At 33.6% G+C, this 23130-nt stretch carries 22 protein-coding genes and 3 pseudogenes; 18 read left to right on the top strand and 7 right to left on the bottom strand.

The genetic code is table 11. The features are described from left to right. From ACQKN2_RS11920 to ACQKN2_RS11975, 12 genes are all read left to right on the top strand, one after another. Window positions 1-879 (top strand): RHS repeat domain-containing protein (locus ACQKN2_RS11920; RefSeq protein WP_427415169.1); only part of this gene is annotated, 879 nt, incomplete at its 5' end. Continuing rightward, a complete protein-coding gene (locus ACQKN2_RS11925; protein ID WP_427415170.1) occupies window positions 880-1413 on the top strand; it encodes an SMI1/KNR4 family protein in 534 nt (177 codons plus the stop codon). Window positions 1414-1957: 544 nt separating this feature from the next. Next, window positions 1958-3604, top strand: a complete 1647-nt coding sequence (locus ACQKN2_RS11930; protein WP_427415171.1) for an RHS repeat domain-containing protein — start codon at window positions 1958-1960, stop codon at window positions 3602-3604. A gap of 8 nt (window positions 3605-3612) precedes the next feature. Then, window positions 3613-4131 (top strand): hypothetical protein, encoded by a 519-nt coding sequence (locus ACQKN2_RS11935; protein WP_427415172.1) that lies wholly within the window; start codon window positions 3613-3615, stop codon window positions 4129-4131. A gap of 875 nt (window positions 4132-5006) precedes the next feature. Beyond that, the gene (locus tag ACQKN2_RS11940) at window positions 5007-5873 is read left to right on the top strand and encodes a hypothetical protein (RefSeq protein WP_427415173.1); all 867 of its coding nucleotides are present in this window, start codon (window positions 5007-5009) and stop codon (window positions 5871-5873) included. A 139-nt stretch (window positions 5874-6012) separates the two neighbouring features. Continuing rightward, window positions 6013-6822 (top strand): macro domain-containing protein, encoded by an 810-nt coding sequence (locus tag ACQKN2_RS11945; RefSeq protein ID WP_427415174.1) that lies wholly within the window; start codon window positions 6013-6015, stop codon window positions 6820-6822. After that, window positions 6815-7204, top strand: coding sequence for a hypothetical protein (locus ACQKN2_RS11950; protein ID WP_427415175.1), 390 nt, complete (start codon window positions 6815-6817; stop codon window positions 7202-7204). The genes ACQKN2_RS11945 and ACQKN2_RS11950 overlap by 8 nt, the downstream gene beginning before the upstream one ends. A 69-nt stretch (window positions 7205-7273) precedes the next feature. After that, a complete protein-coding gene (locus ACQKN2_RS11955) occupies window positions 7274-7711 on the top strand; it encodes an SMI1/KNR4 family protein (RefSeq protein ID WP_427415176.1) in 438 nt (145 codons plus the stop codon). Between the two features lie 135 nt (window positions 7712-7846). After that, complete coding sequence (locus ACQKN2_RS11960) at window positions 7847-8428, top strand: imm11 family protein (protein WP_427415177.1); 582 nt, start codon at window positions 7847-7849, stop codon at window positions 8426-8428. Between the two features lie 386 nt (window positions 8429-8814). Further along, window positions 8815-8982: a hypothetical protein gene (locus tag ACQKN2_RS11965; RefSeq protein WP_427415178.1), complete on the top strand. Its 168-nt coding sequence runs from the start codon at window positions 8815-8817 to the stop codon at window positions 8980-8982. A 247-nt stretch (window positions 8983-9229) separates the two neighbouring features. Then, entirely contained in the window at window positions 9230-9583 is a 354-nt protein-coding gene (locus ACQKN2_RS11970) for a DUF7716 domain-containing protein (RefSeq protein ID WP_427415179.1), read from the top strand. A gap of 61 nt (window positions 9584-9644) precedes the next feature. Next, window positions 9645-10133, top strand: a complete 489-nt coding sequence (locus tag ACQKN2_RS11975; RefSeq protein WP_427415180.1) for a hypothetical protein — start codon at window positions 9645-9647, stop codon at window positions 10131-10133. A gap of 72 nt (window positions 10134-10205) precedes the next feature. Here ACQKN2_RS11975 and ACQKN2_RS11980 read toward each other — a convergent pair whose 3' ends face one another. Both ACQKN2_RS11980 and ACQKN2_RS11985 read right to left on the bottom strand, forming a co-directional pair. Beyond that, on the bottom strand, window positions 10206-10907 hold the full coding sequence (locus ACQKN2_RS11980; protein WP_427415181.1) for a YwqG family protein: 702 nt from the start codon (window positions 10905-10907) through the stop codon (window positions 10206-10208). A gap of 192 nt (window positions 10908-11099) precedes the next feature. Next, window positions 11100-12332: a DUF418 domain-containing protein gene (locus tag ACQKN2_RS11985; RefSeq protein WP_427415182.1), complete on the bottom strand. Its 1233-nt coding sequence runs from the start codon at window positions 12330-12332 to the stop codon at window positions 11100-11102. Window positions 12333-12787: 455 nt separating this feature from the next. Between ACQKN2_RS11985 and ACQKN2_RS11990 the strand changes: the two genes are divergently transcribed. From ACQKN2_RS11990 to ACQKN2_RS12000, 3 genes and pseudogenes are all read left to right on the top strand, one after another. Then, window positions 12788-13522: a DUF4261 domain-containing protein gene (locus tag ACQKN2_RS11990; RefSeq protein ID WP_427415183.1), complete on the top strand. Its 735-nt coding sequence runs from the start codon at window positions 12788-12790 to the stop codon at window positions 13520-13522. Between the two features lie 59 nt (window positions 13523-13581). Beyond that, window positions 13582-14151: a suppressor of fused domain protein gene (locus ACQKN2_RS11995; protein WP_427415184.1), complete on the top strand. Its 570-nt coding sequence runs from the start codon at window positions 13582-13584 to the stop codon at window positions 14149-14151. Window positions 14152-14343: 192 nt separating this feature from the next. Then, window positions 14344-15000, top strand: a pseudogene (locus ACQKN2_RS12000) (SMI1/KNR4 family protein). A 203-nt stretch (window positions 15001-15203) separates the two neighbouring features. Here the strand turns inward: ACQKN2_RS12000 and ACQKN2_RS12005 are convergent. Then, window positions 15204-15758, bottom strand: a pseudogene (locus ACQKN2_RS12005) (IS66 family transposase); the annotation flags it as partial. Between the two features lie 166 nt (window positions 15759-15924). Here ACQKN2_RS12005 and ACQKN2_RS12010 point away from each other — a divergent pair. Next, window positions 15925-16818 (top strand): DegV family protein, encoded by an 894-nt coding sequence (locus tag ACQKN2_RS12010; RefSeq protein WP_427415185.1) that lies wholly within the window; start codon window positions 15925-15927, stop codon window positions 16816-16818. 206 nt (window positions 16819-17024) lie between these two features. Here ACQKN2_RS12010 and ACQKN2_RS12015 read toward each other — a convergent pair. After that, window positions 17025-17312, bottom strand: a pseudogene (locus ACQKN2_RS12015) (DDE-type integrase/transposase/recombinase); the annotation flags it as partial. Between the two features lie 332 nt (window positions 17313-17644). Between ACQKN2_RS12015 and comX the strand changes: the two are divergent. Further along, a complete protein-coding gene (comX, locus tag ACQKN2_RS12020; protein ID WP_427415186.1) occupies window positions 17645-17803 on the top strand; it encodes a competence pheromone ComX in 159 nt (52 codons plus the stop codon). Next, the gene (locus ACQKN2_RS12025) at window positions 17794-20130 is read left to right on the top strand and encodes a sensor histidine kinase (RefSeq protein ID WP_427415187.1); all 2337 of its coding nucleotides are present in this window, start codon (window positions 17794-17796) and stop codon (window positions 20128-20130) included. Before comX ends, ACQKN2_RS12025 begins: the two co-directional genes overlap by 10 nt. A gap of 342 nt (window positions 20131-20472) precedes the next feature. Here ACQKN2_RS12025 and ACQKN2_RS12030 read toward each other — a convergent pair whose 3' ends face one another. From ACQKN2_RS12030 to ACQKN2_RS12040, 3 genes are read right to left on the bottom strand one after another with little or no spacing between them, the layout of a single operon-like run. Further along, window positions 20473-21753: an AAA family ATPase gene (locus ACQKN2_RS12030; protein WP_427415188.1), complete on the bottom strand. Its 1281-nt coding sequence runs from the start codon at window positions 21751-21753 to the stop codon at window positions 20473-20475. After that, window positions 21746-22657, bottom strand: a complete 912-nt coding sequence (locus ACQKN2_RS12035; protein WP_427415189.1) for a tetratricopeptide repeat protein — start codon at window positions 22655-22657, stop codon at window positions 21746-21748. Before ACQKN2_RS12035 ends, ACQKN2_RS12030 begins: the two co-directional genes overlap by 8 nt. Before the next feature lie 19 nt (window positions 22658-22676). Next, the gene (locus ACQKN2_RS12040; protein ID WP_427415190.1) at window positions 22677-23126 is read right to left on the bottom strand and encodes a hypothetical protein; all 450 of its coding nucleotides are present in this window, start codon (window positions 23124-23126) and stop codon (window positions 22677-22679) included. Between the last annotated feature and the right edge of the window lie 4 nt (window positions 23127-23130).

The following is a 23130-nucleotide window of genomic DNA, read 5'->3' on the forward strand; positions in this document are numbered from 1 at the left end:
AAGTATGACTCGCTAGGTAGACGAATAGAGAAGTGTTCTGAAGAAAAGACAACAAGTTTCGTTTGGGATGGGAATACTATCCTACATGAGTATTTGTCAGAGGAATATTCAGTTAAATTAGAAAATGATAGTCTAGTCACATGGGTGTTTAATGATGGGTTCGTACCTTCTGCTAAAATCACGAGTGAAGGTAACTACAGTATTATTAGTGACTATCTTGGAACGCCTGTAGAAGCCTATGATGAAGAAGGTAATTCAGTTTGGTCTGCTGAACTTGATATCTACGGTAGAGTGAATGAATTTACAGGTGAGAAAGACTTTATTCCATTCCGTTATCAAGGACAATATGAAGATGTAGAAATAGGATTGTATTATAATCGATTCAGATACTACGATCCGGAACAAGGGAATTATACTCAAGTAGACCCGATTGGACTTGTAGGGAATAATCCGACTTTGTATGGTTATGTTAGAGATTCAAATGCAATGATAGATCCATTTGGATTAATAGTAAGGCAACCAATCATTTTCCTTTCTACTGGTGGAGGAGTAATACACCCTAAAACCATCAGCTCAAGTAATCCACACGGTATCTTTACTGTAGAGGCAACAGGATCATATTTTAATGATAGAGCCGCACTTGCAAAAGAAGCTGGAATAAATGATCCAGGCAAAAAATATCGATCCCATCATATAGATTACGACTCTAAGACAAATACAATGAGAATGCAATTTGTACACGAAGACTATCATAAACACCCACATATAGGCGGGGCTGATGACTTTAAAAAAGATACAGGTTTTAAATATGGTTCACCTGAAGCGGTTGCGGAAGCAAATAAAAGAAGAACTAAAGTAAAAGGAGGATGTGTCACTTAAATGAATAACAATTCTAAAGGTAACACTAATAAATTTCTATATAACGATATTTTATTTGAGAATTCTTGGAAGGATGTATCCCTTTCCGAAATAAATGAAATGGTATCTGATGAGTTTCCAGGGAAAAAAGATTTTATAGAGTTTTACCTTGCTAATAATGGGGGGGTGTTTACTAAAGGGGCATATATTTACCCTGATAATTTTTATGAAATATCAAACAAGGATTATTACTCGATAGAAATTGGAAGTTTTTTTCATATTCCATTATTAGAAGATAAGGATGATTCTTGTTACACAACATCTATTGAAAGAGCAAAAGATAGAAGGATAGATTATTCTGAGGATTTCGAGAACTTTGTTCTTTTTCATATACCTTTTGCTGATAATCATGCGGATAATGATTTTTGGATTGATATTCAAACAGGAGAAATTAAATACATGGATTATGAAGAAAGTTACGACCCTGATGATGCAATAGTTGTAGCACCTTCATTCTTGGAATTTTGCAAGCATATTCAGGCAAGGATTAGGTAATAGATTATAGTTCTGAAACATATTTATGGAATAGGGCTACGAGAGTAGCTTAAGCGTAATGCGATTATTTGAGTACTCCTGTTTGAAGTATGATAATGTTCATGTACTTCTTCGATAGCGTGACGATGACTCGAAAAAAGAGGTAAGCGAAGCTTTACAATCAGCCGAAAAAATAATGAAAGCACGAAAGAACGAATTCCAATCAAAAGGGATTCGTTTTTTTGAAATTGTTATTATTTATTTGATAGAAAAATTGAAGGTAACTGAAGAATAATTGGTCGTCAAAAAAATTATAGTCCTACCGACTTCGAAAATATATATTTCACTTACGGTGTTGGGGATTCATGCCGTAAAGTTGATATTTTGAAAAGTATGAGCAAAGTCTGACTGGATTAGTTCAGAGAGTTCAACGTCCTGGTGACCGTTGGACAGCATACGAACATGATAATTTAGGGAATGTCATTCGATCTGACTACTATGATGACACCTGGGAAACGTTTGGCTATGCCAAAATGGTTCGTTAATTGAAACTGAAAATGAGCATGTGACTGTAAAGCTGGAACGAGACCTATCTGGCCAAGTGATCAAGGAGTGGCAGAACGATCATTGGATTGCGAGTAGCTATGATGAATTAGGCAACCGTTCACAGATTATAAGTAGCTTTGGCGCAAAAATCGATGTCGCTCGCAATGGAATGGGCAATGTGTCGCAAATCATGGCTTCTCGTTTAGAGCAAGAAAATTGGACAGCATCCATGCAGTACAATGAACTCGGCCAAGAGATTGAGAGAATCTTACCAGGGGATGTCATCAGCAAATGGCAGTATGATGTAGCAGGTAGACCAACACACCATCGAATAAGTAGTCAAAACCGCGATGCACGAAGACGAGTATATAATTGGGACGCCAATCATCGCTTACGAAGCATGGTAAACGAGTTAACAGGTGTAAAAGTTACCTATGGTTACGATGAATTCAGTAACCTCGTGTGGTCCAATCAAGGCGGTCAATTCGACTTCTTACACCGCAGTGTCGACGATGTCGGAAATTTGTATGAAACGAAAGAAAAGACAGATCGTGTCTATGGCACCGGAAGCAGATTACTTGAAACAAGAGAGGCCATATTCTCTTATGATGAGGAAGGAAATCTGGTTCAAAAAGTCGAAAAGAATGGTGATGCGTGGAAGTATGAATACTATGGCAATGGCATGATGTCGAAGGTCATCAAACCAGATAATGCAGAAGTTACTTTCAAGTATGACTCGCTAGGTAGACGAATAGAGAAGTGTTCTGACGAGAAAACAATAAGTTTCGTTTGGGATGGGAATACTATCCTACATGAGTATTTCTTGCAGAATGATTCAGATAAATTTGAAAATCCAGTTGAGTATTCCTCAGAGAATAAATCTGAAATACCAGAGAATCTAGTCACATGGGTGTTTAATGATGGGTTCATCCCTTCAGCTAAAATCACGAGTGAAGGTAATTACAGTATTATTAGTGACTATCTAGGAACGCCTGTAGAAGCCTATGATGAAGAAGGTAATAAGGTTTGGTCAGCTGAGTTTGATATATTCGGTAGGGTAAAAGAATTTACAGATGTAGAAGATTTTATCCCATTTAGATATCAAGGGCAGTATGAAGATGATGAAACAGGATTATATTACAACAGATTCCGATACTACTCTCCAAGTGAAGGGATGTATTTACAACAAGATCCTATTGGGCTTGCAGGGAATAATCCGACGATTTATGGATACGTTAGTGATCCAAATGTTGAAATAGATGTGTTTGGATTAGCAAAAACTTATACGTACGTTTTTCAAAATTTATGGAAATCTCATACTGGAAAAAATGCAACAGGTGATATTCATCATGGTTTCCCTGAACAGTATAAAGATAAGTTTATGAAAATGGCAGGTATTGACGTAAATGATCCTAAATATTTTTACGATCTTAATAAAAAGCAACATACAAAGAAGCCAGGTATCCATACAAACAGTAGTAAAATAGATAAGAATTGGAATAAAGTTTGGAAAAACATTCTCAATGAGACTCCAAATAAATTCCCTAACGCCTCGCAACAGGAGTTAAAACAGTATTTTGAAAATACCCTAGATAGGATGGCTAAAAAATCTAATATAAATTCTAGAAGTGCAACTTCAATTAAAAATGCACCATGTAGAAAGTAGTGAATTTCATGATAAAGAAAAAAATTTTTGACGAAATAATGGCAAGCTTAGAACATCGTAATAAATTTCCTAAGATTAGTGAGTTTACGAGGAAGGATTGTTTGTTTTTATATGAGAAACTTGCTGATAATAAAATTGAGACAGATCATGTTTTTTTATCTTATGAAAAAGCAAAAAAATATAACAAAGAGTATCACCATGATTTTAGTGAATTTAAAGAAAATCATTGGATATTCGCCGAAACTGGTAGAGGTGATTTTTGGATAATTGATCTTGATGATGTTAAATCACCACCAACAGTATTTTTTTATGATCATGATCTTGAAGATTTTAGTCCAGAAAGCATGTTGAATATTTCAATTAATATATTTGAGTGGTTTGAGTTAGCAGATTTAATTTCTCAACTTCATAACAAAGATTTTTATGATGAAGCTTTTAGATTAAAAGAGCATTGGAAACAAAAAGCCATTGAAGAAATTGAAAAAATTAAAAAAGGACTTTCAACAAAATCCCCTTTTCAATTTTGAATAGGTAAATGCGGGTCTTTAAAAAATAGAGTTGATGGGCCACATTTTATATTAATTAAGTTTATATAATAAAATCTCAAATGTAGAAACAGAATTGCATAGATTTTTAGTAAAATTGAAATCCTATGTAATGAAGAGCTTTTATAGTCTTCATTACATATGGCTTTTCATTAGTAGTGAAATGGCCGTATCTCGTGTGTTTACTGTTCACAATTAAGTGAAACTAGAAACTAGTGTTTTTTGCGTACTTTAAAAAGTAAAAATCGGTTGACTAAGAAATCTCAAAACCCTTTCAATCAAGTTATGTTCGCTCGTTTCTACTTTCTAATTTGAAACAAGGTTTTTCAGTTTTATGAAGTGGCAACTCACACAGAATAATACTTATATTCAAATAATGAAAATACGTTAAACGGCGTGGGTCTTAATTCTAAAGGGCTCAAGCCGTTTAATCTTTTCTGGTATTGATAGTGATTATAAAAATGAATACAGTCGCCAATAGCTTGTTTTAACCCTCCCTATGCTCGAAGCAACGAACATAGGGGGCAGGTACATCATCTGCCTGCAAACTCAGTTTCTCCAGTAAGTCATGGGAAAGGACCAGCAATTTGGATGCCTACTCCCGATCATCTTGACACAGCTAGTTGGGGAAGTTATACCAAAGGGAAACAATGGAGAGCATACCAAAGGGAATTGATTGATAGTGGAAAATTCGGAAAAGCGATGGAAAATTGACATACGAGACGTACAAAGAAAATTTGGTTCTCAATTTAATGATGGAATAAGAGAAATGTTGGAGTACGCAGGAGACAATGGATATATAACCAATGCAGAACAAAAAAGATTAACAAGAAAATATCGTAGATGAGGTAGAAGGTATGAAAAGAGAGTTAAAAATATTACCCAAAATCGGGATAAACGAAGTAAAGCTATCTATAACATCTTCAGACTTAAACAATATCCTAGGTGAATTAGATAAGAAAAAAGTAAATGGGAAAGAATTTTTTCTATATCAAGATGAATATATATTTCATTTTGTAGATGATGTTTTAGTAAGTATTTCTGTGAACAATCCAAAGATTATTTTCTTGAATAAACAAAAAATTGATTTAATAAATGAATCAAAGCAATTCTTATTCAAAGAAAATCCGTATTTTGTTGATGGATGTTATATATTTCCACAGTATAACATGTCGATTTATGGGTTAGATTTTCCTGATGATGGAATCCAATTAACAATTTATTCAGATAACCAAAAAAATATTTACGAGAAAGATATAAAATTAGGTTTTCAATTCAGAAGTATTGAAAATGAGCTAATAAACTTAAAATATGAAATTACTCCGTATCAATCTGTAGGATTATTGAAATTTGGTATGCAACCGAGTGAAATTGAAAAAATATGGGGAACTCCTTTAAAAATAAGCAAGAATAATAAAAAGGGTATAACTACAGAAAACAGGACGAATAGTCAAGCAATGTATAATGAAAAAGGACAGTTAATTCAACTAGCCTTAAAATGTAAAGAGGAAGTTTTTATAGATAATAAATTGTTATCAAAATTCGGTTCTAATCTGGATAATTTAAAAAATGAAGAGTATTTTATAAACAGAAACTATAAAATATATTTCAAGTTTGGAATTGCATTAGATAATTTAGGTAACCTATCTTCTAATGATTTTGTTTATATTTTTTCAGAAGAGATGATTCCTTACTGGAAAGATATATATCGCCCTTTAATCTAACGAATCATCAGGAGTGAGGTGAATGGTTATGTTTCTGGAAATTGATGTTTCACGTTTAAATGTTCGTGAATCTAGGATAGGAAATTTAATCATTGATTTTGTAACGGATTACATATTTCAAAAAGGGGGCTGAATATCAGTGAAACAGTATATAGAACCTGAGGATAGCCTATTATACTACAAATGTAATAATGTTGATTTTGTAAAAGGTAACGGACAATTATTTACAGAATTTGAGAATGGGATTGCAATAAGGCAGATTAACATAATCAATAACGATATGTATATTTCCTCATCGTTGAACGATTGGAACGAAAATATTGGATTTTTATTGTACGATGGACATGTCGATAGTTTAGATTTAAGCGATAGTGTACCTATTACTAGAGTAGAATTTGAAAGTAAGTGGAAGGAGGCACTTTTGGTTCATGTTAACAAATCTCAAATTAGCTACCTAAAAGGTGATGCTTCTCTTCCTTTAGAAGAAAATATTCTAATCATTCATGTTGTTAACCTATTAGGATTATGGGGAAAAGGTTTTGTTCTTTCTCTATCAAAGCAATTCCCTTCTGCAAAGAAAGAATATTTAAAATGGTCTAAGGACAAAGAAACATTTAGGTTAGGAGAAGCCCAGTTTGTATGTGTGGGGCAACAGAAACCTATTTTTATTGCAAATATGCTTGCACAAAAAGGTGTAAAGAAAAATTACAAAGATAGTACAACTTATATTGATTATGATGCACTCCGTTTATGTTTAAAAAAAGTTGCTAGATTTTCATTAATAAATAGATTATCTATACAGATGCCTAAAATTGGTTCAGGATTAGCAGGTGGGGACTGGCGGGAAATTGAAAAAATAATAAATGAGGAATTGATTTATCATAAAATAAAATGTAGTGTCTTTGAATTGGAGGTGAATAAAGAGGAGGGAAATCATTTCTATGAATGAAATAAAACTAGAGGTTGAGGGATATTATGAAATTTTAAACTTGCATAAAGCTTTAATGGAGGCAAAGTTTCATAAAGATCCAGATAATTTCGATGTTGCGGGTAGTCCTATTATTGCAAAAATCTGCAACAAAATTGTAGACCTGTTAACAGAATACGAAATCGAAGAAAAAGGAAAAGATACATGGAGTGAATGGCGGAAGATTGAGAACCATAACTTTTTTAAAGAAAGAGCAGTTGAAAATACTCAATATGTGGCATGGGAGAAGTTCAGTTGTGAAGAAAAAGAGTCGTTCATAAGAAATATGTTTAGTCCATTTACTTTTACGGAAAAAGATGTAATAGATTTTATAAATACGGTTGATGGGAAATTTAGCATATAATAAAAAGACATAAATTGGGTTCGTTTTGGTAATGAGGGGTCGGGGGTAAATAAAAGGAGTTAAGGAAAAATGAAAGGTGAGCTGATGAAAAGAATAAAATATTTTCTTGAAAAACATCCTGAACTAAAAGGAGTACCAGCCACGCCTAAAGAGATTGCGAAAGCAGAGAAAGAACTTCAAATAAAACTAGATGATGATTATAAAGAGTTTATTAAGCGATTTGGAGGCTCTTATGCAGGAATAGCAATTCATGCATTTTCGAATGGTTCATCCCTAGGTAATGAAGCTATTATTCATTTGACGAATTGGTGCAGAGAGTCATTTGAAGGAGATAAATTTTCTCTTGAAATTAACAAAAGCTTAATTTTTTCTGATGATGGTTCAGGTAATCCAATAGCAATAAATGCTAACGGGGAAGTCGTAATATACTATCACGACTCAGGAGATAAAGAAGTATTGTCAAAACCTTTTGGAAGTTTTGTTGAGGAGAATTTTGCTGAATGGTAATTTATGAATTACTCCTAACCAGTTATAGGAAATGTCATAATCACTTTAAGTGTCTGTCGACGTCTGCTACAAAGATTTTTATACCCGAGGAACAAAAAATAGATACCAGATTACATTGTGGAGGATGAGTTTGAGATGAGTTATTTCAGATTGTTAGCTTCTTACAAACGAGATGTATATTTCTTTTATTCTGATGAAAACAAGTATACTAGATTTGATTTGGAAAAAGGAATACCATATTCTCAGAGTGAAAAACTTTTATACGTGGTAGATAGGTTCGATTCTTATTTAGAACAGTATGATATTTTACCAACAGTCGGTGGCAAATTAGTAAGTTTAAGGCTAAAAATGCTAATAGAAGAATTAGGTTCAGATTGTGAGTTTATTCCTGCAATTATTAAATCTACAGAAACGGGAGAAATAAACGATTCCTACTTTGTAATGAATGTTTTAAATCTAATTCCTTGTTTAGATCATAATAGATCAGACTATGAACCACTAGTTAAATCCATACCTAATGGGCCAATTAGTTTAAATATTATTGCTCTTATTCCAGAATCCCTTAATGGATATCATGTAGTAAGAATGGAAGAATCCAAAGAAGAGATAGTTGTAGATGAAGTTTTCGTGGATGCTTGCAGAAAAGAAAAAATTAAAGGGGTTCTATTAGTTAAAGAGGGAAATGTACGTAGTCCGGTATTTGTTGATTTAAAATAATATAATACTGAATGGTAGTAGATACATAGTGATAATAAAACAGACATCGAAGTACTCGCTTGATGATATGTGATAACATTTCATAGCTTGTATATCTCTATGTTAATTTCTTTAAATGTGAAATAGGTTAACTAGTATTCGAGTTAACTATGGAACGCAAGGGGTGAGAGTACCGAAATGGTCAAAAGGTAATTACCCAACTTGTTCTTATATGTATTGACTGAATTCCCCCTAAACTTACATACAACGAGGTTTATAAAAGTGAGTAAAGACGCATTTATGTTGATTTCAATGAGTTAGTTACTGATAATATAGTATTGTTATCCAAAGGCGATACAAAAGCTGATTCTAAAGGAAATATGATTACTTTTTACGAGGGTATACCTGTGAGTATTTATTCTGAGGATATTTCAGGTAATGGACAAGTGGATAATCTTGACGCTGAAGGTGTAGCTATAAAAAAAAATCTAAGTAGTTTTCCTAATTGGCAACATGTAAAATGGTGTTGCCAAATTGATTCAAGCGGAATTATACATGAATCCGATTTGAGATAAAATTTTAAAGACAAAGGTAAAAAGAGCTTTATCGTCTGCTTTGCCTTTGTTTTTTTGTTAGAAATAAGCCCCTTTGGAACGTTTATCAAAGCCTATGATAAAGATGGAAATCAAATCTGGTCAATAGAACTTGATACATATGGAAGAGGTACTTGGTTACTGAAAATAGCATATAGTAGAGGGCATCATTTTTTTACCTGTGCTTTATGTTTACTGTCATTAATGCAGAAAGGAAAGAAGGATTCTTATGGAGAATATAGAGTTCAGAATACCATATAAATTAAGTCAGATAATCTATGTTATTTCAAAGGATATTGCAAAAAACGGTTTTAGAAATACAAACTTTTGTTTGTATACTAATGAAGATGAAGAAGTTGCTAGTTTAGACCTAATTTGTTATTTGGATCCAACGATTACAGATGATGACGAAGAAGTATACCCGGATTTTGTAATTAATGAATCATTAGAATTCTTTTATGACGGACAACAATTTGAAGATGTGTTAATGAATGTCTTACACCAGAAAAAACAAGCTTCAATTGATGACTTTATAATGGGGATTAATTATTATATGGAACACGATACGTTTATGGATTTTTAGTCTACTGTATTTCAACATTTTCAATGATTAGTTCAAAGTCTGCAAGAAGGATTTCGTTGGATTGGGATCGAAAAAAGAAAATCCAAATTGGATTGTAGGTATAAAAGGAGATTTCGTTATGGAAATATACATAAAAGTTTTTGAGAAAATGGAGTTTTTTTGTAGTACTAAATTGATTGAGATAATTAAAGGTGTTTCGCAAGAAGAATGCGATGATATTCTTGATAGTAGAGATTGCGATGAGTTTTCAAGTAAGTGGATGGAGATATATGATGAGGTGAGAGAGAATTTAAAAAATAGTACAGTCGATACTTGTTACACACAAAAAATTGAAAGCTTAAGAGAAAGAACTTTTAAAGCAATTTTTGAGCACTCACAGTCATCCGATCTTGCTGCTTATTTATCAGATGATCTTGCATTATTATTAGAGGCAGTGCTTTGTGATATTAATAATAGTTGGTTAAATGGGCTATGGAAGGAATATTGCGCAGGAAAAATTCCTTGTGGGAAAATACTCTTAGTTGATGGGAGACTAGACCAATTAATTTAAGTTTTTTTATGTAAGAGTCAAATAGCGCCCCCTGAGTAACAGGTGGGCGCTATTTGACTCTTACGATTTCAATTACATACTGTAAAGATAATAATAAAGTTTAGAAAAATCCTTTGCAATCAGAGAATCTCGCTCTATAAAAAATTGCAATGTACCAGAGTCTGCTATCATGGCATATGTCTTTTGGGCATCACCCTCCATATCTAATTGAAACAGCAGCTCAGCATTGCTATTATTCTCATCAAAACTATTTTTATCCATAAATGCATAGCCGCCTATTTTCGTGCCACTACCATCTGTTTGATCAAAATACTTTGAATATGCAGGGTTCTCCATTGGTAAGTCATAATGAACGGAGCGAGGATCTGTGTATGGTACTAACTCTTCTCGTAATGTTGCTTTAAATGCATAAGGGCCACCAAAGATAATTGGTTCACATAGCTCATACTCCATTTCCTCATCAGAGAAAGGCTCTGTATCATGAGAGGGCTCAAAGTCCGCATAATACCGACAATAATAACCATCCTCGTAAACACCATAATCCTCATCTGCCAACACAAAAAACTGTAGAAGCCCTTGCTGTGGATAATCTTCCAGCGAAGGTAGCTGAGAAAAATTAAGCTGTGCCAAAAACATATAAGGTGTACCACTACTATGTACAGGAAAGCTATCACCTAACTTACAATAAGGTCGTCCGCCTAATTTACTATCCGTATAAGTAACTGACTCCTCTACGGCTTGTAAAGCTATCGTCTGTTTTAATGAGTGCTTCATTATTTATCAATCCTTTCTTGTTGCAATAAATAATCTTTCTAATTATACATACTATGAAAATTCCTGTTAATTCCCATTGAGTGAAATAAAAAAGACAGGCTTGATGGAACAGGGAGGCTATCAACTGGCAGCCCCTCTATTCATTTTATCAAAAAGAATCCTAAATTTATCGAGAACTCACAAGCACATAAGCTATACATTTTTAGATTCCTTATTAATACCTAAATAAGTGAAAGACCTCCAAACATATTCAAGTGGCCCGAAGCGGAATTTGGATAACCAAAGCTTACTAAAAATCACTTGGAAAACAAAAATGACAATGGCAATGATGATAGCTGTCGTTAAGTGGAGTTTTCCGTATACGCCAAATGCAAATGGTCCAAATAAAAATGTACATATAATAGATTGGCCGATATAGTTTGTGAATGCCATTCTTCCAGGGAACGCTAACCACTGTAAAACTTTCTTGCCTTTCACCGTGTGATAAATAAAGAGCAAGCTAATGGCATAGAAAATTGTTAGGAGTGGTGAGCTAATATATTGAACAGCAGAAAAGTTTTCTGAAAGGAAAGGTAGTATCCAGCCTAATGTCCCACCAAAAATCAATGTTAGTAACCACGTAATGAAAAAGCCTTTTCGATATTCTTCAAAACGATGAAGCCATTTTTTCTTCGCGACAGCTGCTCCAAATAAAAACATTAGTAGGAATGGAAGATTTGAAAATAGAAAAAATATAGGATTACCTAGAAAAAGAACATATAGCCCATTACGCATTGTATAAAAAGTTCTTTCCATAAGATTAGCATCCATTAATTCTTGAATGTTTCCATTTTGATGGGCATCGATCGTAACTTGCATGAGCTGACGACTTTCCTCTGACATGGACATTGTCATTGTCGTAGTAGAATCAGAGGATAGAGCCCCAAACGTAAATGATCCCAAAAGTAAGCTATATAAAGTTAAGCTAATAATTAACATAGCTTTTGGTTTTAACTTATGCATGAGAAGGAGTAATAATCCTAAAATTGCATAGTCTGTTAAAATATCACCAAACCAAATGAAATAGGCATGGATAGAACCGAAAATAAATAACGCAATAAGACGTCTAGAATAAATTCCCCAAAAGTTTAATTGCTTTGCGGCAGCTCTTTCCTGCATGATGACCATTCCAAAACCGAACAGCATGGAAAAGAGCATGACAAATTTCCCATCAACAAACATAGTAATTATAGTTTTAACTGTATAATCGGCGTCATTCCAAAAAGAAGTCCATTCATTTTTAAAACTTAAATCTTCCTGCATGTAGGCGGGGTAAAGGAACCAAACAATGTTGGCTAAAATGATTCCTAATAATGCGAACCCCCTTAATACATCGAGTGTTTCAAGCCGCTCTTTGGCAGATATGGGTGAAAGCTTTTGCTTCATATAATCATCCTTTCGATTGTTATTTTGTTCTTTCAACAAGTGGCTATAGTTGAAAAAACTTTGTTAATGAAACTTTATATAATAATTATCAGGATTTTATAAGGAAAACTAAGGTATCGTAATTTTTTGTGAAATATTTACTATAGAGGAAATTCATTCTTTTTTATGCATGAACTATTAATTATCGAAATTACAGAGATAAGGAAGTTGGAAAAAGAGTGTATCATAATGAGAATATATGTTAAATTAGATTTCTTGGAAGATAGATGGAAGACGAATTGCGAAAATTTTATATATGACAATGAATCAACTGAATGCGATGTGAAACTAATATGTAAAATTACTTTGTACTCGATTTAGCAGGAAAATATGAGAGTGAAATATTTTAAATTTATTGCAAAGAAACAAGAAATAGTGAATATCTCTCACTAAATTTCAACAAAGGAGTTCTCTAAATGGAAGAACCACAAATTATTTTATGTATACCTGGCAAATGGAAGAACAAAAGTGAAATGATCGAAATGATAATAAGAAGTAGTGATGAGTTTGTATTGATTGAAAATCGTATTGTTAAACTAGATAACCCCAATACGAATTATGAAATAGAAATTTATGGTCATGATGAAAATTTAGCAGAAGCTTTTGAAGTAGCTGGAGGTAATGCATTTACAAAAGAACAATTAAATGAAATACAAAATCATTCTCTTACAGTGTATTTAATTGGTAATGGTGGCACTATTGATAATCTTATTAAATTAATAGAAGTTACTAATGTGCTTATAAAAGCAGGGGGATTGGGAGTTAAAGTTGAAGTTTCCGGTACTGCGACAACTCCTGAAAGTTGGGCAATAATAAATAGTAAAAAAGAAATACCAGAAACTTTTAAAGCTTTTGTTACTGTAGCTGAAGAGGATGATTTCTATTATACATGTGGCATGCATTGTTTTGGGTTACCAGATGTTATTACTTTTAAAAATCAGGTATCGACTGAATATGCTCAAGAGCTCATGCAAATTTTTTGCTTATACAATCTAATTGAAAAGCCGTATTTAGAGGACGGTTCTACATTTAGTTTAGCTGAAGAACACCCAATTTTTGTTTTAAGATACAGTGACTGTAGGCATATTCCAGAAGATCACTTGTTTTATAATAAATATGGGGTATGGGCATTGGTACATAAATTTGAATAGAATTATTGGTAAGTAAATTAAATAGATTATAGTTTAGAAGGAAATAAAGGAGAAATTAGATGATTAACTATGGCGAGCTTTACTTTGATCATTACACTAAATTTTTAGGAGAGCCAATCGATCGAGAGGTGTATAAATTTAGTGAAGAAATGCCTAGTATCCAAATTTTGAAGTATGAAAATGTCTTTGAAGAATGTTTAGTTTATACCACACTTGGTTTGAGTAAATATACAGAAGTAGTGGGCGATTATTTTGAGATTTCTATGGTAGTTGATGGAGCATTTAATAGTTCGGGCTATATTCTTGCAAATACGTTATTTTACTGTGTCCAAAATCAAATGCATTTAGGGAGGGGCTTAGCGATAAGTGGAATAGAGAACATTGATGCTGCTTTTGTTCATAAATATAATAAAAGTGCTGTCTATTTTACTGAGCTGTATGCTTTTCCAGAAGAATATAGTTTGGCACTTACAGACTCTAACGAAAGGGATGGAAAACTGCTGCTAGCATTTTTCATTTCACAGTCCGAATATGATTATTTTGCAAAATATGGGGCGGAGAAATTTGAGGATTTGTTAGAAGAAGGGGACGTGGATCCATTTAACGTTAGAAGAGCTTCGGTGGTTTAATCGGGAGTGTCTGCCTGCTAAATAGATTAATAGACTTAATATATACATAAAAAAGGTAAATAAATATATATGAATCTAAAAGAAGCTGAAAATTTACCAGACAGAACGATAGCATTGATTTTTCAAAAACTTTAATTGAATTTTGAGAAGTGAATAGTAATCCAGCAGATTTAGATTACAAGGTGGTGAACAATGATTCATTTAAATAATATTTCCGATTTAATTAATAATGCCCCAGCAAGTGAGAATGAAATCGGTAGTTTAGAAGATAAAATGAACATTAGACTACCTGTTACATATAGAAGCTTACTAAAAAACATTAATGGCTTTTCCATTGGTGGAGGTGTGTTGATTTATGGTACTGAGGATCTTATTGAGAGAAACGAAACTTGGGAAGTAAATGAGTATGCAAAAGGTTACGTTGCTATTGGCGATAATGGTGGCGGCAATGTCTTTTTAATGGAACTAAATGTTGAAGAGAGTAAGATATTCGTCTTGGATTGTGGTGATATGAATCCACAAAATGCAACTATTATTGCCGTAGACTTTAACAGTTGGATTGATAGCGGTTGTGTTACTGAGTTAGAGGAATGAGAGTTAGATGACTCTGTTGAAACTTGCAATATTGTGTTAATAGCTTCACCCATTGGGGGATTAAAAGATTTAGTCAAAATAAAAAATGTTTTGCACTTAAAAATATCTGCCTTAGATTTTCTAAAATGTTCTAAAACACTTCCTTGTGAACTTGTTATTGAATACCCTTACTATCAAGCTATAAAGCTAATTGAATCATTGGGGGAAACTGGACAAGTATTAAAAGTAGTTCCTTTTAAAAAAGATAAATTATAAAAACATTGGCTTATTCCAACTTTAAAAGAGTAGAAGGAATAAGCTTTTTTATTTTAAATTTTTGAAATGGTATTTAGTTATTAAGTAAGCCCGAAATATAAAAAATATGCGCACCTTTCCGGACCGCACTACGAATGTCCATCTATCTGAAATTTTTTTCGAATAGATGGCTATTTTGCACATGTGGCTTGGATATTTTTCGACTAAGGCATGTATTTATTTAAAATTTGGGGTTGCTGATGGATCGGTAAATTCGGCAGCTCCATCATTAGTTTAACTAAATATTGATAGAAATCGATACCATTCGCTTTTGCTGTTTCGGCCAGACTCAAGCAGTGCATTCGCCTTAGCACCAGCTTCACTCACAGAAAAACGCCAGTTCTTTCGGCCAATCACATTAGGACGAATCGGATTTTCAGCTGGATTATTATCAATTCCAATCCGACCATCGAACAGAGAAACTTTTAACCCATGTACACGATTTAATGTGTTTTTGGAAACTTTATCCAAGGTGTTTTTCCGAAGAAAGGCGATTTATCTACCCATTCCTGAAACTTTTCGACAATCGGTTTTGATTGCTTTTGCTGTGCTTTACGACGCTTTCCTGGTGAGAGATGCTTATATTGCCGTTCTAAGCGATACAGTTGAACACAGTAATCCAAGCCGATTTTCCCATTTTTGCTACCGGCTTTCAGCCAATAACGTCGTATATGCGCCCAACAATTAGCGAATGAAATATTAGATAGCTTACCGTAGGCTTATAAAATGCTATTTTTATCGCAATTATTGTCGAAATAATGTCGAAGATTGTAAAAAAATAAATACAGTATTATAAATATCACTACTCATGATGATCTTATCTGTGTATAGTTGCATAAGATAAAATGAATAATATTCTACGATAGATGAAGGGGATTACTTTTAATGGAGAAAATTGCATGGGTTACAGATACAGCAGCATTGTTAGATGAAAAGTTCATACAGGACAATCAAATTCACGTATTACCACTTAATATAGTGTTCGAAGAAGGGGCTTTACGCGAAACTGTTGATATGACACATGATCAGTTTTACGAAAAGCTACGAAATGCTAAAAAAAATCCAAAGACATCACAACCTGCTATTGGTGAAGTTGTAGACTTATATAAATCATTAAAAGAACAAGGGTATACATGTGCAATTGCAATTCATACCTCTCAACATCTTTCGGGCACTTATCAAAGCACTTTCACAGCAGCTGGTCAAGCTGAATTTGAAGTATATCCAGTGGATTCAAAAATCGGGTCATTTCCGATGATGAAAATGATTAAACTCGGTCAGCAGTTAGAGCGTGAAGGTTTTGAACCTGGCTATATTGTTGAAAGAATCAATGAGATGGCAGATAACAGTGAGCTTTCATTTATTCCGGCTAACTTATCACAATTACATAAAAGTGGTCGAGTTTCAGGGACTCAAGCATTTTTAAGTAACTTGTTGAATATTAAAGTTGTCATATCATTTGAAGATGGGAAGCCCGTTATGAAAGAAAAAGTACGCGCTACGACTAGAGCTAAAACATATGTACAAAATGTTTTAAATACAGATCTAGAAAAAAGTATTATCCCTGAAGTTGCAATTATTCACTGTAATGATGAAGAAGGCGCAACCGCTTGGAAAAAAGCTTTAGAGAACGAATATCCGCTCATAAACTTCTCCGTATTACCACTAAGTGCTTGTGTAGCGGTTCATGCAGGTGAAGGAACGCTTGGTTTAAGTTGGGTACGTCTACCAGAGCTTGCACCACTTAAGAAAAAGAAAGCTGAATTAGTTACTATATAAACATAAATGTAATCTAAATTATTGTAGGTACATGAAGATGCGAAATTCCTATAAACAAACTATTATACAGTCAGAGAGCATTTTAGCTTAAGTAAACTGGCAGATGTAACGTTATTTTTTGAATGATAGCAGTGTTTTCATTCAGGTATGGGGGACTGGCTGTTAAATTTTGTTTGAATACGGATATTGTTATTATAGGTAATTTAGTCTTCGACGATTTGAATCATATGCGCATTTGTCGTGCGGTAGATTCCGTCGAGATAGAACGTTTCAATTGGGGAATTATCAGTGGGCGTGCCTTTGCGGGACATGCTTATGGTAATTCCTTTTTCTTTGACTGATTTTTGATACGCATATGATGTGTACACAGAACCTTGATCGCTATGCAAGATGCAGCCTTGCGGTAAATCAGGTAATTGATATAAAGTATCCAAAACGAATGACGTATCTTGTGTAGAATCAATTGTTTGTGCTACACTTTCTCCGATATAGAGTAAGCCCAAAATAAAAAAAAAGCGCACCTTTTCGGTACACACGACGAATGGCCATCTATCCTAATTTTTTTCGGATAGATGGCTAGTTTGTACATGTGGCTTGGATTTTGAAGATTAGTATATTGTGTGAAAATGCTGCTTAATCTATTGTTTAATTAGCGAATTGTAGAAAATATTGTTGATTAAAAGTAAAACGATAGTATAATGGAGTTGTAGTTACATTTATGGTTATTAATTCCTTGGAAAGTAATTGGTAAAAGTGAGTTGAACTCAATATGATGAGTATTCCAGAAAGTGTAACTATAAAAAAACTAATGAAATGAGGAGATTTTATGATTAACATGATTCAATATTTAGAGCAAAATCCGTCGATGGTAACTTTGTTGAAAGAAAAAAAAGCTTCTCTACTTGGTGTTACAGAAATTGAAAAAAAGGCAATTCTGGATTCTTTTGATGAAGAATACGGTTCAGAAGGTTTAATTTGGATCTAAGGTTTAAAAAAATTAAATGGTTGTGGCTAGCTATAAGTGTCTATTTAGTAATTGGAATATATCTATTCAATGTAACTTATAGCTCGCCTTCTTTAAATATAAAAATTCAGGAAAAAAATGGACAATGGTTTGTAATTGAACCATACTTCAAAAAATGGGCAGATGATAATCATATAATGTCTGGAGATACAATTTTAGAGGTTGATGGTACTCGGATAGAATATGATCCTAAGCTAAAATATGATTCTGTAATCAGAGCAGCAAATGAATTGTTAATAATGAAGCCAGATGGAAAACTAATTGAAGTAAAAATAAAGCATTTAGACATACCTCAACAATTTTATTATGTTTTGGTAGTTCCCTTTTGTTATTATTTACTTAGTTTATTTATTACAGTGTATTTAAATTATAAACAAAAAAATAACAACCTAATTAATTTACTAATTCTATTTATTCTAACTGTTTCTTTAGCGTATGTTAGTAGTGGGGCTTCGAGTAGACTTGATTATGTTGGCGTAGTTGTAAATCGTAGTACTATGCTACTGTGCTTAGTGTTGTTAATTCATTTCTTGAAGGAATATTTTAAATTTTTAAATATAAAATGGGTTTTTTTTGATAATATAAAAGCACTTTATATAATTCCTTTATTTACTATATTGATTAGCGTTTTAAGTGTAATTTATCCCTCTACTTACTTTCCCCATTCATACATTATTCTGGGGATGTTTTTAATACTTTTAACAATCCTACTATGTATCATGACAAGAGGATATCTTAAACATAAAACACCACAATTAAAAATTTTATTAAGTAGTGTTATTATTCCGTTTTTACCTTTCCTTTTTTTTTATGCATTTCCAGTAATCTTATTTAATCATTACTTACTATCTGCCGAAGAATGCTCCTTATTCTTAATGCTAATCCCATACAGCTTTATATGTACACAGCTCACTGAACGTATATTTGATATGGAATACTTTATTACTCGTTTACGCCATTATTTTAATTTTGCATTTGTTTTTACTAGTTGGCTGTTATTGGGTCTTTATTGGCTTACTGATTTATCTATTTCAAGAATGACGGAAATTTTCTTGTTTACGTTCTTTTCTTTAATAGCACTTTTCTACATTAAAGAGAAAATAGATTATCATAAGCGAAAAATTCTTTTTTCAACAAAAGGAGATTATATCCATCGATTGTATACTACAGTTGATAGTATTGGAAGGGTAGTAAAGATTGAAGACTTGCTTGAGAAATTTGTTCGAGAAATTGCATTACACCTTGAGATTAAACATGTTTACATATTAACCTACGATTTGCAAACACATCAAATTACTTCCACAAGCACATCCAAAGAATATACTCAAAATCAAATGAACGAAATAGAGCTTGAGCAGCTCCGCTTGGGAGATATAAAGAAGACAGAGCATTTTTATATTGCTTTTATCCACCAAGATATGAATTATAAAAGAATACTAGTCGTAGACCACAATAAATCTATTCATCTAAAGGATGAGGAATTATTATGGCTTGAATTATTGCTTTTATATGTAAATAATTTTATTGAAAATACGAAAATGGTGGAAGATCTATTAGAGCAGTTAAAGCATATGAAAGAGGCTGATAAAAGTCAGTTACCGTGGCTTAATAAGCTACTTTGGCTTCGATTTGAACAAGAAAAATATCAATTAGCACAAGAGCTACATGATACGGTTTTACAAGAGCAACTCCATATTGCTAGGGAGATGGATGTATTTATCCACGCGAAGAAAAAGACGGATATTCAATCGGGTCTTGCTAAGATTCATGAACACATGATTACATCTTTAAATGATTTAAGAGGCTACTGTGAAAATTTGAAGCCGCCATTATTAGATACATTAGGATTAAATGCTGCGCTTGAGAAGCTTATACAAAAAGTGCATAAGCGTGCTGATTTTGTTTTAATTTATACAATTGATCGTCTATATTTGGTGGATGAGCGTTTAAACTTGATGATTTATCGGCTCTTCCAAGAGTTGTTAAACAATGCTTTAAAACATTCGTATGCCAACACTGTCGAAATTCATCTGTTAGAAACAGAAGAGGGCTTTGAAATTATTTATTCTGATGATGGTGTAGGATGTAAAATGGATGATATCATTCTTGCTGATTCAATGGGGATCAGGGGAATGCAAGATAGGGTGCAGGCCTTTAATGGACAGTTTTTTATCAACACCCATGTAGGAGAAGGAATGTCCATTCGAATTAAAGTAAATGAAAGGAATCATACCCATTCCTATGACTACGATACTTATAATAGAAGGCCAGCTCATAGTAGAGGATAATCGATGAATAGAAAGAAAGAGATGAACCATGTTCACACCTTCTAATCTTTTTGTACTGTACAGAATTCATAGTACATGTATGGATTGGGAGGTTACTTTGGTTTAAATACGCTTTTGCATGAAAAATGGATTCCGCTTGCTGAAAATAGTGGAGGCGATTAGCTTCATTTTGATACTGATCCAACAGAAGAAGGAGTAGTGGTGCAGGTGTTGTATTTTTGGCATGATTAGGGGAAATCGAACAGGTTCTTTTTGAATGTAAATAACATACCTATTTAAATTAACATACATGTCAAAGAGGCATCCCAAATATCTATGGGGATGCCTCTTTGATGTCATTCTTTAAATGCGTTTAGCGTGGGCACGTAGATATTTTTCAACATCATTGTATAACCCTGATTGGTTTGCGTATTTCACGTAGTTTTTTGCAGTACGTAACCATTCTAATGTAGAGGGTTGTACCTCAGCTAATACGTGTAATAAATCATTGGTTGTGATTGGACGTTCATTACCTGTTGATAAAATTTCAGCAAGGACATTTTCTGTAGCTAATTCAATTACATTTTCAATGTCTGCACCAGAGAAAAATTCAGTTTGAGTGGCTAGTGTTGTCACATCAATGTTTTCAGCATATCTGCCCGCTAGCTTCAATTTAAAAATTTGTTCTCTCGCTTTTTCATCTGGTGGAGCGACAAAGATGAGGCGATCGAATCGACCAGGGCGCTTTAAGGCACTATCGATATCCCAAGGGGTATTCGTAGCAGCCATAATAAGCACTTCATCTGTGCTTGTATCAATTCCCTCCAACTCTGTAAGGAATGTGTCGATGATTCCACGGGTATATTCAGAAGCTTTAGAACGGCTCATACCAATCGTGTCTACTTCATCAAAAAACATAATACTTGGCTTTTGAAAGCGTGCTTTATCAAAAGCTGCTTTTAAATTTTGTTCACTTTCCCCAAGATAGCGACTTAGTATATCTGTAATATGAACAGGGTAGAAATTAGCCTTACATTCACCGGCTGTTGCCTTGGCTATAAATGTTTTTCCACATCCGGGCGGGCCATAGAGGAGAACGCCACCGCCTACTTTTTTTCGAAACTTAGCAAATAAGCCCTTGTTATAAAATGGACTAATAATACGAAGATTAATCGTCTTTTTTAAATCGTCAAGACCGGCCACATCTTCAAATGTAACTTGCTTCTGTACTTCTTGTATTGTTTTCTTTGGACCGGCACCATCAATAACTGTTAATCTTGGCTTAAGATTTTTGAGCAGTTTCTGTTGCTTTTCCGATTCCTCTATTTTAAATAGTTCTTCAGCTGAAGCGGCAATAGCTCCTTCAGTCTCAATCATTTCATCATTATCATGAACTTCATCCTCAATAACTGGTGAATACTCCATTGAAGTTGTTTGCTGAATGTAAACACTCGTTTTTGTTAACTCATGAATGATTTCTAACCGTAATGTATCATCTGTACAAAGAGAAATTCCCGTCGAATACGATTGGACAGCATCTAGCCAACGACCGTTTTCGGCAAGCTCTTTTCCAAGCCAGTAGTGTGCTTGAGGGTCGGCTGGATTTTGTTCCACCATTTGCTGTAACCATTTTACTTTATCCATATCGATACCCCTTTATTTTTCTTAGTCCCTTTACCAATGGAGCTGAAATCCACGTATATAGAGCAAGTACTACATAACCTGTTATAAATACCATTGCTAAATCATCCAAACCTAATGCTAGTAACAAAAAGGTTAGCGCAATTCCTACTAGCCACATGGTCGCAGGTCCTCCTATACGCTCGATAAAACGATTAGGTGCTAAGAGCGGGTGGGTGGTAATTTCCATATCTTCTAATATTGATAGTAAACCTTGATCTTCAGGATTTAAAAGAAAAGCTTGTCTAAAATATTCTTTCGCTTCTTTTTCGTTATGTCGGAAGGAGGCATTAATACCAAGGTGTAATAATTTAGCCAATTCACTATCTGCTGAATTCATGTATTGCTCTAATGCAAGGATCTGTTGTTCTTTATTTCCGTGAATACCTTCTAATATAAAGTTTCTACGTAACACATAAGAATTTTCTGGATCTAATTCTAATGCTTTATTGATTAATAACGTTGATTTTTTACGGTGTCCTGTTTGTTTCATTAAAACAGCATAAGCAGCATGTGTTTCTGCGTCATTTGGATTAATGCGAAGGGCTTCAAGAAAGGCTTCCTCTGCTTCTTGCCATCGCTCAGTTGCCATATAAATATGCCCGAGAACATGAAATACAATTTCCGCATTAAAGCCTAATCGCATAGCTTCATATAATTGTTCTTCAGCCTCGTTATATTTATTGATTGCATAATTGCTGTATCCTAACATATACCAGAGCCAGCTATTTTCAATATGATCTTGCAGTTCTTCGTTGATAAGTTCTATAACTTGCGGATACTTCTGTATATAAAAATAATGCTCTATGACTTCAAAGGATGGTTCTTCGTATTCAGTACTTTCGATATATTCTTCATATTCACTCATAAAGTATTTATCTCCTTTCCTAAAGTGATAGTAAGAATACAGTAGCTGTAACATCGACTATAATAGAGACGATAAACACGATAATGGATGATCTCTTTAAAGGTTGTGCTTCGCCATCAACTGCTAAATGTTCTTTATAGGGCTTGTTTAAAAACGTAAAGAAGATGAAAAAACAAGCGGCCCCGAACAGTCGGCCAATAAATTTGATATACTTTTTATCTATGTCTAGCATTTGTTGCCCGATTGCGTAAACGACTGCAAACTTCGCAATAATAAGTACAATACTAATAATCGTTAACAACTGTATGTGTTTTTTTTCGATTTTGAGCCATTTAGCGTTTTGTATACCTAATGCGGCAATGGCTAAAATACCACCAAACAAAGCAACGAAAAATAGATGACTAATCTCGTAGCTTCTTGTCCTATCTACATCTTTGCTTGTTAAACTAGGTTCATAAAGATTTTCCATAATT

The organism is Lysinibacillus sp. NPDC093688, assembly GCF_050280145.1.
Classification (GTDB): Bacteria; Bacillota; Bacilli; order Bacillales_A; family Planococcaceae; genus Lysinibacillus; species Lysinibacillus xylanilyticus_B.